At 52.0% G+C, this 13,459-nt stretch carries 9 protein-coding genes and 1 riboswitch; of the genes, 8 read left to right on the plus strand and 1 reads right to left on the minus strand.

Annotated elements, in window-relative coordinates; genetic code table 11:
• The first annotated feature begins 815 nt into the window (after positions 1-815).
• The 6 genes from QZT94_RS05230 to QZT94_RS05255 all read left to right on the plus strand — a co-directional run bounded on the left by QZT94_RS05230 (position 816) and on the right by QZT94_RS05255 (position 9,927).
• Positions 816-1,010, plus strand: a complete 195-nt coding sequence (locus QZT94_RS05230) for a hypothetical protein (protein WP_296762910.1) — start codon at positions 816-818, stop codon at positions 1,008-1,010.
• 347 nt (positions 1,011-1,357) lie between these two features.
• The gene (sucC, locus tag QZT94_RS05235) at positions 1,358-2,524 is read left to right on the plus strand and encodes an ADP-forming succinate--CoA ligase subunit beta (RefSeq protein WP_296762993.1); all 1,167 of its coding nucleotides are present in this window, start codon (positions 1,358-1,360) and stop codon (positions 2,522-2,524) included.
• A gap of 30 nt (positions 2,525-2,554) precedes the next feature.
• A complete protein-coding gene (gene sucD / locus QZT94_RS05240) occupies positions 2,555-3,487 on the plus strand; it encodes a succinate--CoA ligase subunit alpha (protein ID WP_296762912.1) in 933 nt (310 codons plus the stop codon).
• Positions 3,488-3,671: 184 nt separating this feature from the next.
• Complete coding sequence (locus tag QZT94_RS05245; protein ID WP_296762914.1) at positions 3,672-5,867, plus strand: DUF6350 family protein; 2,196 nt, start codon at positions 3,672-3,674, stop codon at positions 5,865-5,867.
• A 29-nt stretch (positions 5,868-5,896) separates the two neighbouring features.
• Positions 5,897-5,975: riboswitch (ZMP/ZTP riboswitch) on the plus strand.
• Between the two features lie 27 nt (positions 5,976-6,002).
• A complete protein-coding gene (purH, locus tag QZT94_RS05250) occupies positions 6,003-7,613 on the plus strand; it encodes a bifunctional phosphoribosylaminoimidazolecarboxamide formyltransferase/IMP cyclohydrolase (RefSeq protein ID WP_296762917.1) in 1,611 nt (536 codons plus the stop codon).
• Between the two features lie 184 nt (positions 7,614-7,797).
• Positions 7,798-9,927: an alpha/beta fold hydrolase gene (locus tag QZT94_RS05255; protein ID WP_296773252.1), complete on the plus strand. Its 2,130-nt coding sequence runs from the start codon at positions 7,798-7,800 to the stop codon at positions 9,925-9,927.
• 105 nt (positions 9,928-10,032) lie between these two features.
• Here QZT94_RS05255 and QZT94_RS05260 read toward each other — a convergent pair whose 3' ends face one another.
• Positions 10,033-11,469: a L,D-transpeptidase gene (locus QZT94_RS05260; RefSeq protein WP_296762921.1), complete on the minus strand. Its 1,437-nt coding sequence runs from the start codon at positions 11,467-11,469 to the stop codon at positions 10,033-10,035.
• Between the two features lie 360 nt (positions 11,470-11,829).
• On the opposite strand from QZT94_RS05260, the gene rpmE reads away from it, so the two are divergent.
• Complete coding sequence (gene rpmE / locus QZT94_RS05265) at positions 11,830-12,048, plus strand: 50S ribosomal protein L31 (RefSeq protein WP_072509180.1); 219 nt, start codon at positions 11,830-11,832, stop codon at positions 12,046-12,048.
• 286 nt (positions 12,049-12,334) lie between these two features.
• The gene (prfA, locus tag QZT94_RS05270; protein ID WP_270626716.1) at positions 12,335-13,441 is read left to right on the plus strand and encodes a peptide chain release factor 1; all 1,107 of its coding nucleotides are present in this window, start codon (positions 12,335-12,337) and stop codon (positions 13,439-13,441) included.
• Positions 13,442-13,459: the final 18 nt, after the last annotated feature.

The raw sequence follows: 13,459 nt of genomic DNA on the forward strand, positions 1-13,459 counted from the left end.
CCGCACCTGCGGGGATGATCCCTCGACCGTCCTAGCGGTAGGGTCAATCACCAGAAATGCCCCGCACCTGCGGGGATGATCCCTTAGCGATTAGTTCTGCGCCTGTCCTAAAATCAAATGCCCCGCACCTGCGGGGATGATCCCAGAACAGACCACCGAAACCCCCACAAAATAAGAAATGCCCCGCACCTGCGGGGATGATCCCCGCTCTGCCATTATCGCGAGAAACAAAGCGGTAAATGCCCCGCACCTGCGGGGATGATCCCCGCCCGCTCAGTAGGCAATGTTTCCCAGGTTTCAAATGCCCCGCACCTGCGAGGATGATCCCCCGCTATGTCCACGGGTACATGTCCCTTGTATAAATGCCCCGCACCTGCGGGGATGATCCCGGAAAAATAGATATTGACACCCCAACTGATTTAAATGCCCCGCACCTGCGGGGATGATCCCGGAATCTGCGTTAGCCCTAACCGCTGATACACAAATGCCCCGCACCTGCGGGGATGATCCCTCGGCTTGTATATAGTCGTATTCCCCGGATTTAAATGCCCCGCACCTGCGGGGATGATCCCTTAGAGCGTGAAGCTCAGCTGCAAGCCAGGTGAAGTGCCCCGTACCTGCGGGGATGATCCTACTAAAAAAGCGATAAAAACGGTTACCGCAACAAGTGCCCCGCATCTGCGGGGATGATCCCAGGTCAAAAAATACGTCGGTCTGATCCTCAATAAATGTCCCGCACCTGCGGGGATGATCTCTCGTCATACATGCCATGAAGTAAACTAAGAAATATAACCGTTAGGTAGGATTGATGCCCCATGAAATTCAAAGAGCTAGACATTATGACCGATGAGCAAGCTGAAACGGTAGCCCAAGAATTACTGACAGCACACGAAAACGCTCAAACGATTAGCCGCCCTAACCCTCACTACCGTGAGCTACAAACGCCCGGCACCTGCGGGGTGGTTCTTGTTCGTCCTGGGATATGTCCATCCCGGGACGTGAAAGTCTAATATGCGTGGGGCTAGTTCTGTAATGGTGTCGTTTGCTGTATCTCAGGGAATAAAAATAAGCTGCAGGGCAAAACTTCGGTAACTACCTGAGAAAGCAGGGAGAGGTAGGTCTTGGTGGGGTGTCTCTATGACCACGGTTCCCAAAATCCCTGAGCTGACTAACTTGAAGGTTTCGACCCTGTAATCTCGGTAGGAAACCTTGGAGGTTCTTTTAGTTCCCCTAATTTAAACGGTTGATGCTATTAACTCTTAAATCTGGAGTCGCCTATCCCGGCAAAAGCTATCGAACTCTTTGGTACTATAGTCCTATATCTTGATGTCGAGGTACTTGATGAGAGGACATGCAAGTGGATCTTTATGAATATCAGGCTCGCAATCTTTTCGAAGCATACGGGGTTCCCGTACTACCTGGAATCGTGGTCGAAACCCCCGAAGAAGCTCAAAAAGCTGCCGAAAAACTCGCTCACCCCCTAATGGTGGTAAAAGCGCAGGTAAAGACGGGTGGTCGTGGAAAGGCTGGCGGGGTTAAACTTGCTCGCACTCCTCAGGAGGCGCGTGAAAAAGCCGAAAAAATCTTGGGGATGAACATTAAAGGTCACACTGTGCGTCAGGTACTAATCGCAGCTGGCGCCGATATTGCCTGCGAATATTACTTCTCGATTCTTCTTGACCGCTCTAACCGCCGCCACCTGGCCATGTGCTCCAAAGAGGGAGGGATGGAGATCGAGCAGTTAGCCAAGGAACGTCCGGATGCTTTAGCGAAAGTACCTCTGTCAGCCACCGGAATCGACGAGACGGTAGCGCGCAGTATCCTCAAAGAAGCCGGTTTCGAGGACGAGGAACTCATCTCTAAAGCCACCGCGTTGCTTAAAGGGCTCTGGAATGTATATCAGGGCGAGGACGCTACTCTAGTAGAAGTAAACCCCCTGGTCTCTACGGTAGAGGGTGAAATAATCGCTTTAGATGGAAAAGTGACCCTGGACGATAATGCCCATTTCCGTCATCCCTCTCATGAAGAACTGCTAGATAAACGCACTGAAAATCCTTTGGAAGCCCAGGCTAAAGAAAAAGGCTTGAACTATGTCCACCTAGATGGGCAAGTGGGAATCATCGGTAATGGCGCTGGTCTGGTGATGTCCACCCTGGACGTAGTGGCCTATGCCGGGGAAGAATACGGGGTGAAACCAGCAAACTTCCTGGATATTGGGGGCGGAGCCTCCGCACAGGTAATGGCTGATGGACTGGACGTGATTCTCAGCGACCCTCAGGTGAGGTCGGTATTTGTAAATGTATTCGGTGGGATAACTGCCTGTGACCAGGTGGCTACCGGAATCGTAAAAGCAATCGAAATCTTGGGCGATAAAGCCACTAAACCACTGGTAGTACGGCTAGACGGTAACTCAGTAGAGGCCGGACGCAAGATTTTAGAGGAAGCGAACCTAGAGCAAGTGACCATGGTAGAAACTATGGATGCTGGCGCCGCCCAGGCAGCTAAACTCGCTGCTGGCTGTTAAGAATCGGTAAAATCATAAGGAGAAGCAAATATGTCAGTATTCCTTGATTCCTCAGCCCGGGTTGTCGTACAGGGGATGACCGGTTCGGAGGGGCGTAAACACACCCGGCTAATGCTAGGAGCTGGAACTAATGTGGTAGGGGGAACCAACCCCAAGAAAGCAGGGCAAACGGTTGATTTCGATATTGTCCCCCTGGGTGAGACCGCCCAAAAACGGGGCGTAAAAGCCGGAACAGTTTCGGTGTCGGTATTTGGCACCGTGAAAGAAGCCATGGAAAAAGAGGGCGCGAATGTTTCGGTAGTGTTCGTCCCTCCGCGTTTCGCTAAAGGGGCAGTACTAGAAGCCGTAGAGGCCGGGATGCCGCTGATTGTGGTGATTACCGAGGGGATTCCGGTACAGGATTCCACCGAGTTCGTAAATGCCGCCCTGGAAAAGGGGTGTCGGATTATCGGTCCGAACTGTCCGGGCATTATTACGCCGGGACAGTCCAATGTGGGCATTACCCCCGCCGACATTACTGGTTCTGGATCTATTGGGCTGGTCTCCAAGTCTGGTACTTTGACCTACCAGATGATGTTTGAGCTGCGCGATATTGGCTTCACCACCTGTATGGGGATTGGTGGTGACCCGGTGGTGGGCACCACCCATATCGATGCTCTCGAAGCCTTCGAAAAAGACCCCGACACCAAAGTAATCGTAATGATTGGTGAAATCGGAGGGGACGCGGAAGAACGCGCCGCCGACTATATCGCCGCTAATGTCACCAAGCCGGTAATCGCTTATGTAGCGGGCTTTACTGCTCCTAAAGGTAAAACCATGGGACACGCAGGTGCTATCGTCTCCGGTTCGGCGGGGACTGCCCAAGCCAAGAAAGAAGCCTTGGAAGCCCACGGAGTGAAAGTGGGAAAGACTCCCTCTCAAACTGCCCAGTTGGTGCGGGAAGTCTTCAACGCGCTCCACTAGCAGCAAACCTGCTATCTGCCGGTTAGCTAAGATATGGGCATCCGATAGCCGCTAATCCTCCTACCTAAAAAACTCTGTGGGGGAGGGCGACCTTGCGCTATCTCCCTGACTCATTTCGGATTCTCAGCTACTATATGCGGTGTGCCTAAGCGGTATTTCTTTGAAAAAGTGGACAATAGTAGAGATGGTGCGGCGTTTAAATTTTCAAAAATTTCTTCGGCAACCTGCGGGTGCGGGGAAAGGGTCTACCCGTACCTCCACGATTAAGCCCAAGAATCCAAAACGGTCACTAAAAGCGGGGGCGGGGGAAAAGGGTGTTGCTACCTCGCAAAAAACTCGACGCACCTTTACGGTTAGGATTCAACCGGGAATTACCCGTATGGTGGCAGCTGCTCTCATCACCTGCGTTTTTCCTTGGATTATTATCTTGGCTTGCTGCGCGGGAGTTTATTTTTCTACCTCTTCAAATCCGTGGATAGTAGATATTGTCTGGACAGATTCCTTGGCGGTGGGTTCTAGTATTTGGGCTTTAGGGTTCGCCACTCCCTTGCATTTCACTCTAGGGAAAGCGGCAACCATGTCGCTTATACCCCTCGGTTTGTGGATTGCGTACCTATGGTTGGGGGCGCATCTCGCGCACCGTCTCGTCCTCGAAAGTAAAACTATCCTCTGGGTATATCCTCTCGCGCAAGCACTGGTAGCTACCCTGGTGGGTTTGGTGGTGCGGGGAGCCTATAGCCTGAGTGAACTGTTCTTTTGGGCGCTACTCCACGGTTTCGCTACAGTTATCTATGCTTTTTATCTTTTTGACCGAGAGCAGCGCCCTAAAGAAGTTAAACCTGCGTTGCGTAACTTTAAATCGCGTCTGAAATACCGTTTAGATTATTTGAATGCGCAAAGCCGAGCTTTGCGGGCGCGCCTTGTCAATCCCGATTACGCCTATAGCCAAGATTTAGAAAACCGCCGTCTGGGCATTGACCGGGACGAACGCAGCTGGGACGGCGCCAGTAGCACTTGGACGGTTCCCGGTTGGGTGGTGTCCGGAGTTCGCAGTGGCTGGAAAGTGTTTGTGTTCTTCGGTTTCATCACCTTGATTCTGGTGCTCACTCAAGTGTTTTCGCATTTTTCGACGGTTGATAAAATCTATGACCTTTACGGAGTTTCCCTAGGGGCAGGGATTTTGATTTGGCTGGCGCAATTGCTGTATCTGCCTACTGTGCAAACTTGGGCGCTGACCTGGGTGTTAGGTCCGGGTTTTGCGCAGGGGACTGGTACTGTCCGCTCTCTCACTCAGGTGAAAGCCGGGCCGATTCCGGCAGTCCCTATTTTGGGGGCGCTGCCAAATCAAACTCCCGGATACTGGGTGTTGGCGCTAATCGTAGCGGGTAGTCTCGTAGTTGGATATGGGCTTTACACCTCGATGGCGCGGGTTGATTTCTTTTCTCATATAGCGTCTTTCCTGGTTGGGGCGCTTTCTTTTACAGTGCTCACCGCTTGGTTCTGTTTCCTAGCTTCCGGGTCTATAGGAACGGGGAGAATGTCGGTTTGGGGGGCGCAACCGCTGGCTACTGCCGCTATGGGATTTATCCTAGTTTGGTTGCCGATAGTACTGGTAGGAGTGGTTTTGCACCCTCGTGCTCGTGCCTACCTGGCAGATAATTTCTTTAGGGCGAGGAGGGCGAGTTTGCGCGTTAGTCGCCAAGGGATAGCAGCAGCGAAGGAAAAAGCGAAAGAACTGCACTCCCGAAATCCTCTTAGCGCCGAGGGCGCGGTTACGGATGAGGACGCGGAAGCCGATACGCAGGAAACAGGCGGAGAGGATAGTTCCGCGAAGCCGCAGGCGACCGGAGATAGTGAGGCGCAGGAAGTGCCCTCAGGTGCGAATGAGGTGACGGAAACTGAACAAGTAGCGCCACCGTCAGAGCTTCCGATGACAGATTCGGAAACTGTCCCCGCTGGTGAAGGAAATGATAGCGAAGCCAAGTCGGGTAAAAAGACTGAAGCTGTCGGTAAAGACAGCGAGGACGCCCTCGAAACTACCGAAAAATCGCAAGCTGACCATGTGGCTAAGCCAGCTGCCCCGCGGCAGAGCCCGGAAGAAAAGTTTGCGCGCTCTAGGGGAGCCCTGCCGGTAGATACCGAGGAAATAAAAGACCTGGCCACCGATTGGGCAGAGCGCAAAACCGATGAAGTTATTGCGAAAGAACAGCGGGAATTGGAAAAAATTAAATCTTCTGCCCAGCGCCTCCCGGAAGCAGAATTGACGCGGCCAGTAATAAAACGTTCAGTTTTCAAACGAGGCCGCTTGCGTGCAGGCAAACCCCGGCGCGACGCTGACGACACTTCCACCCAAGCCATCGAAATTCCCGACCAAGACTAACTTTCGCCACCGAAGCCAGCAGGGTAGACTGGTTTTAACGTGACTGGCGAAAAAAGTGGATAACCACTGGGGAACGTAAAAGGACAGTCGCTCGCCTGGGCTGGACAAAGAATGCAACAAAAGGATTCCCACGTCATGAGCGAAATAAAACCCATTAAACGTGCCCTGGTCAGCGTCTATGATAAAATCGGCCTCGATAAACTGGCGAAAAACCTACAGGCAGCTGGGGTTGAAATTGTTTCCACCGGTTCTACTGCTCAAGTGATTGCCGCTGTCGGGGTAGCGGTAACCGAAGTTTCCCAGGTAACCGGGTTTCCCGAATGCCTCGATGGACGGGTAAAAACCCTTCACCCGCTGATTCATGCCGGGATTTTGGCTAACCGGGAGCTTCCTGCCCATGTTGCCCAGCTAGAAGAACTCAAAGTAACCCCGATTGACCTGGTGGTTTGCAATCTTTATCCCTTCGCCGATACGGTAGCTTCCGGCGCCGGGTTCGCTGATTGTATCGAAAAAATTGATATTGGAGGGCCGTCAATGATTCGGGCGGCCGCCAAGAATCACGCCGATGTAGCGGTGATTGTTGATCCTAGTTCCTACGACGATTTAGCTGCTGCCCTACAGCGCGGAGGCTTCACTGCTGCGGAGCGTCGCGAACTCGCAGCTATGGCTTTCAACCACACCGCCATTTATGACACCCAGATTTCTTCCTGGTTTGCGAAGCAACTAAAGGGCGAGGATGAAGCTACCGCTGGCAGCGCCCTGCCTAACTTAGAACAGTGGAAACCACAGCTCAAAGAACTACACAGCTTGCGTTATGGGGAGAACCCGCATCAAGAGGCCGCGGTCTATCGTTTCACCGATGAAGAGGGCGGTCTGGCGCAGGCAGAGCAGCTGGGCGGCAAACCCATGAGCTACAACAACTACACCGATGCCGATGCGGCTTGGCGGGCAGCCACCGACCATAGCGAGCCTTGCGTGGCGGTAATCAAACACGCTAACCCCTGCGGGATTGCAGTCGCCGAGGACGTAGCGAAGGCGCACTTATTGGCGCACGGTTGCGACCCACTATCGGCCTATGGCGGAGTGATTGCTTGTAACCGTGAGGTTACTTTGCAGATGGCGCAGCAGGTGAAACCGATTTTCACAGAAGTAATTATTGCCCCTGAATACGAAGAAGAAGCCTTAAAGCTGCTACAGACCAAGAAGAATCTGCGGATTTTGCGGATTGACGCAGACGCCCCGGTGCAGTGGGAATTCCGGCAGATCAGTGGGGGAATGTTGGCGCAAACTCGCGACCGCTTGCAGGCCGAGGGCGATAATCCGGAAAACTGGACTTTAGCGGCGGGCGCACCAGCTGATGAAGCCACTCTGGCAGATTTAGCTTTTGCATGGAAAGCAGTGCGGGCAGTGAAGTCAAATGCCATTTTGCTGGCAAAAGAACAGGCCACTGTCGGTATCGGGATGGGGCAAGTGAACCGAGTAGATTCTTGTGCTCTGGCAGTTCAACGCGCCAATACTTTGGGGCAGGCACCGGAAGGTGAAGCTGCCCCCGAGCGGGCGCGTGGTTCGGTGGCTGCCTCCGATGCGTTCTTCCCCTTCGCTGATGGCCCTCAATCCCTGATTGAGGCAGGCGTGAAAGCCATTGTGCAGCCCGGTGGATCGATTCGCGACGAAGACACTATCAAAGCCTGTCAAGAAGCCGGCGTAACCCTGTACTTGACCGGTACTCGCCATTTCTGGCACTAGGCTGCTAAGTCGGGGATAGAGACTAGATAATCGCTAGTTTTAAATGCTGTGTTTGCAGCATCGGGCTAAGTAAATAATTGCTTTGCCGTGGCGGTTAATCTGATTGTGTACTGATAACCTGGGGACGCCGGGAGGCGTCCCCAGGTTATTTTGATTTTCCAGGTGTGCAGTTAGGAGAGCGCAGATGATTATCGCAGCAACAGATGGTTCCTCCCTCGGAAACCCCGGTGCCGGCGGCTGGTGTTGGTATCTGTCTCCTGATTGTTGGAGCGCTGGTGGTTTCACGCTAGGAACTAATAATCAGGCAGAACTGATGGCAGTAGCCGATTTACTCACCGAAACTGCGGGTATGAATGATGATTTATTGATCCAGGCGGACTCCCAGTATGTGATTAATATTTTGACGAAATGGCGGTTCGGCTGGAAGAAAAAGGGATGGAAAACTGGCGGTGGTAAACCGGTAGCCAACCTGGAACTGGTCAAACGTCTAGATCAGTTACTATCTGACCCTGCCAGGAGGGGCAAAGTTAGCTTCGAATGGGTAAAGGGGCACGCCGGACATCCCCTCAATGAACAGGCAGACTCCCATGCCCAGGCGATTGCAAAGGCATACCAGACGGGGACTCCTCGGGAGGCGGATTTCGGGCCAGGCTGGAATACCGGCAAGGAGAACGCCGGTGGGCTAGCTTGTGATACCGCAGGTGCTAGCGCCGATAGTTCCGTACAAGAACGGAAGTCAAAAGGACGTCGCGAAACTAACGATCAGCAAAAACCTGCCGCTCCGACGTCCCCCCTCGCGCGCCCTCTTTACCCGAAATTAGAACAAAATCCTAACCCCAAAGAATATCGTCAAGGACGTTACCTGATCCGCGAACACGTCCTCACTGTCCCTCTCTACCATCCGGAAGTAGCGTTAAACCTGTTCCCGGACTCGGCGAAAAATCCGGTAGTAAACCTGGAACGAGGGGCAGATATCCAGGAAACCGGGGTGCAGAGCGAGCTTTTTGCGGTTAATTCCGGCGAACAACCCCGGCCAAAAGCGCCGGGAAACTCCGATATTTCGACACCAGACAGCCAGTTCCTGCCTCCCTGGGTAGATGCGGAAATCAAGCAAACCAATATCGAAATCTATGCCCGCGAAATCGCCCTTGACGATGAGGAAAACCGTCCCTATCTGATTTATTTCCAAGGCGGCCCGGGGTGTAAAGGCTCTCGTCCGGCAGACTGGTCTTCTCCCTGGTTCGGTGCTGCCCTGGAAAAATACCGGATAATCATGCTTGACCAGCGGGGAACTGGGCGCTCCACCCCGCTCGATAATGTCACTATTCCTGCTCTAGGAAACCGCGCTGGAGCCTGGTTGCGACTGATGCGTGCCGACCAGATTGTAGGGGACGCCGAAGCGCTGCGCCGCGCCCTGGGGATAAAAAGATGGACGGTGATGGGGCAAAGCTTTGGTGGCTTTATTATTACCGCCTATCTGTCTCGCTTTCCCGAGGCTATCGAAAAAGCCTATATAACCGGGGGGCTGCCGGGGCTGACCAAGGTAAACCGGATTTACGAGCAAACTTTCGCGGCCACCGCCCGGCGTTGCCAAGAGTTCTACGCCCTGCCCGGTATGGAAGAAGCGGTTCGGCAAACCTGTGCACACGTGCTAGAACACGATGAATACCTACCTAATGGAGAAAAACTGACCCCCAATCGGATTAGACAGGTAGGTCTGGAGCTGGGACGCACGCTTGGCCTGGAAAATCTGCGCTACCTGTTCGAGGCGCCGTTTGTGCAGATTGGGGGTAAACGTCACCTCACCCAAGAATTTTTAGGACAGGTAGGAGGACGAGTCAGTTTTGCTCTGGATCCCCTCTACGCCCTCTTGCATGAAACTATTTACGGGAACGCGGTTCCGCAAAGCGAAGTGGAACCCACTGCCTGGGCGGCAGATCGGATTCGCGAAAAAGCTCCCGGATTTGCCCAAGCTGCCGATCCCCTCGATAAGACCCAACCTTATTATCTTACTGGGGAACATTTTGGTAGCTGGGTGTTTACCCGCGATCCTGCGCTCAAGTCCCTAGCGGGACTGGCAGATGATTTGGCGGCGGAAACCGAGTGGCCGGTACTCTATGACCCGCAGAAATTGGCGGAAAACCAAGTTCCGATACATGCAGTGGTTTACCGGGACGACATTTTCGTTCCCCGCGCCCTATCGCTAAATACCGGCAGAGTTATGGGAGCAAATATCTTGGAGAAAGAGGATTTGCACCACGACGGGCTGCGTGCCAGCGGAAACCAGATTATTTCCTGGCTGTTATCTAACTAGGGTAGGTAGTTTCCCCTAGCAGTAGTAGCAGTAGCTAGATTTTAGGGGATACCCAGGTTAGAGGGGATTTTGTGCTTTCGCCTGAGGGTTTATCCAGACCGCTGGTTAGCGGTGAGAAACAACCACAGTACCTAGCGGAGCCCAGTTATAGAACTGACCGGCTGCTGATACCGGCATATTTACACAGCCGTGGGATCCACCAGGACCACCCCACCCAAAAGAGCCACGCCAAGGAGCGCCGTGCAGGGCGTATCCTCCTGAAAAATACATTGCGTAGGGTACATTCGGGGTAGTGTACGGGGTTCCGTCAATGTTAAAACCGCGCATGGTTTTAGAACGATACTTGCGGTCAATAGCAAAGGTACCCTGAATAGTTGGGGTAGCGGGAGCGCCAGGAACCATAGATACCGGTCCTTTAGTTACAGTAGCTCCCTCGTATCCGGTGACCGTGTAATTTGAAAGATTTACATCAATCCACTTTTCACCGGGAGCTGCCATATAGGCTAACTTTTCTGCGCCATCAGCAACGGTTTTATCCTTGGTAGTAGCTTTCTCAACTTTGGTTTCATATGAGGGAGAACTGTCAATCCCATTTGGGAATTTATTGGAGATTTCCTGGGCTACTTTATCGATATTACTTACCGTAACCCCATCTTTTGCTTCTACCTCGGTTTTTAGTACTTTACCGCCACTATTAACGAAACGTTTTCCATCAACTTTCTTGACTTCAATGGCTTTCTTATTCGCCTCTACCCACTCGTTCACCGCTTTCTCATTTGCCTGCAGCTTAGCGTTTTTGCTTACGGGGGGGATTTGAGTGAAGCTAATTTTGGTTTTTTGGTCAGCAGTTATTTCTTTGTCTCCGGCTTTAATAGCCACTTTGGTTTGCAGGTTTTTGGTAGCAAGTTCAGCTAGCTTTTGAGCGGTTTCCAGGTCGGCTAGTGGTTTGACTGCCCCCACGCTTATCTCTATAGCCTGATCTTTTTGGGTATTCATTACTTTTTCGGCAGCGGTTATCAGTGCTTTAGTGTCTGCTCCGAAACCGTCCTTTCCGGCAACCGTCTCAAATCCGGTTCCGTCTTTATTAACTTTTACGCTGGGCTCGGTAGCCGGTTTAGCATCTTTTATTGATTTTGATATTTCTTGCGATAGGGCATTGGTAATGGCGGGATCTACGGTGTGAGCAATTGGTAGCTTCCGGGAAGTAAATAGGCTGCTCACATAGTCAAAAACACTGCTGCGAGCAGTAGCGTTTTCAGCGGTGGAAGCAGCGCTAACCCGGTAGCCGATTTCTTGGGGAGTAAAAGATACTTGTTGGATTCCCTTGCCGGAGAAGGTGGCTTTACCGCTGGTTTGGGTTTTTTCTAGCTGCCGCTGAATTTGGGCAGCAGTCATTCCTGATACTTTAACTTCCCCCACGGTGGTGCCGGGGAGAGCCTTTTTCCCCACAGCGTAGTAAGAGACGTAGATTGCAAAGGCTGCAATCAATGCCACTAGCACGCCAATGACAATACCGATTGAGATTTTTGCTTTCTTAGACATTTATACCGATGCTTCCAAACTGGCTAATCAAAACAACATCTTTATCCTAACTGTGATTATTAGGTTCGCTACCTCAAGGTTAGGTAAGTATGCTCACAGTGCGGGTAAATAGGTATTCCTACCCGCTTGACCTGCGGTAACCTTGGTCAAGACCATCTCTTGTTATGAGATTGTTATAAGAAAATTTTTTCGGATAACGAACATGGCGCAGATAGGGAAGCGCTGAAAGGTAGCCCCGGACACATTTTGTTCTTCTAGCTGGCATTATCGGCGTGAAAGGTGGCATAATCTAATCCGGTTCCGGTTCACCGTTTGTAACCCACATTTGGACCCGGGGCTCTTAGAATCCAAGGAGAAATCATGAAGCAGGGAATCCATCCCGAATATGTCCCTACCACGGTTACTTGTACCTGTGGAAACAGTTTTGAAACCCGTTCCACTATTACCTCTGGTGTTATGAGGGTAGATGTGTGCTCGGCTTGCCATCCGTTCTACACCGGTAAGCAAAAGATTATGGATACCGGAGGACGGGTAGCCCGCTTCGAGGCTCGTTACGGAAAACGCAACCGCAACAAATAAGTTTTAATCAAAGGTGTGGTCGATTACTAATCGACCACACCTTTTGGTATCTACTACATCTTTCAGATACCGTCCGAAGAGTTTTGCTAGCTTGCGAATAGCTAGCTCTATCCTTGCAAATGCAGCGATTATCAGTAATCGTTTATCTGACTCGCTAAGAGTTAGCTATGGTAAGCACCCGAACTTGAAACTGATTGCCTACCCTTGAAAGCTAGCTTGTAGTTTATTCCTGGCGCGCAAGAACGTAGACTGGGAATTGGTCATTATTGAAAACCTAGGAGTACCCGTGTCATCACCTGTAGATCAGGAAGCTATTGAAGCGCTGATTACTGAAAAAACTGAGTTAGAAATGAAAATGGGTGATCCCAGCGTGGCGCGAGACCAGGCTAAAGCCCGCAAGATTGGACGTAGGCACGCGCAACTATCCCAAATCGCTAAAGCCTATACGGCTTGGAAAGACGCGGAAGAAGACCTGCAAGCCGCTAAAGAATTAGCTAAGGAAGACCCCGAATTCGCTGAGGAGCTTCCCCTTGTGCAAGCAGCTCAAGAAAGAGCCCTCGACAAATTACGTAAGATTCTGGCTCCGCGCGACCCCGATGATGCTCGGGATGTGATTATGGAGATTAAAGCCGGGGCGGGCGGGGATGAATCCGCCCTATTCGCGGGAGATTTACTGCGAATGTATGAGCGCTACGCCGAAGATAAAGGCTGGACTGTGCAGGTTATGGACTCTACTTTGAATGACCTGGGTGGGATTAAGGATGCCCAAATCGCGATTAAAGCCAAGGGGAATGTTGCTCCCGAGGATGGAGTTTGGGCAAATCTGAAATACGAGGGTGGGGTTCACCGGGTTCAACGAGTGCCGGTTACTGAGTCTCAGGGTAGAATCCACACTTCAGCGGCAGGAGTGCTTGTTATGCCCGAGGCAGAAGATACCGGTGAAGTTGAGATTGATCCAAATGATGTGCGGGTAGATGTGTTCCGCTCCTCTGGTCCTGGTGGACAGTCGGTTAATACTACCGATTCTGCGGTTCGTCTAACCCATATCCCCACCGGAATCGTTGTCAGTATGCAGAACGAAAAGTCTCAAATCCAAAACCGGGAGGCTGCATTCCGGGTGCTCCGGGCGCGCCTGAAAGCAGAAGAGGATGCCAAAAGGGAAGCCGAAGCCGCCGAGCAGCGACATTCCCAGGTGCGTACCGTTGATCGCTCTGAACGTATCCGCACCTACAACTTCCCAGAAAACCGAATCGCAGATCATCGCACTGGTTACAAGGCATATAACCTCGACCAGGTACTGAACGGACAGTTGCAACCAGTGATTGACTCCGCAATTAAACTTGATGAAGAGCATCGACTCGCCAAGTTATCCGGAAAATCGGACGACAAATAGGATTGGCTATTATTTCCC

This window comes from Varibaculum sp. (assembly GCF_008661855.1).
GTDB lineage: Bacteria > Actinomycetota > Actinomycetes > Actinomycetales > Actinomycetaceae > Varibaculum > Varibaculum timonense_A.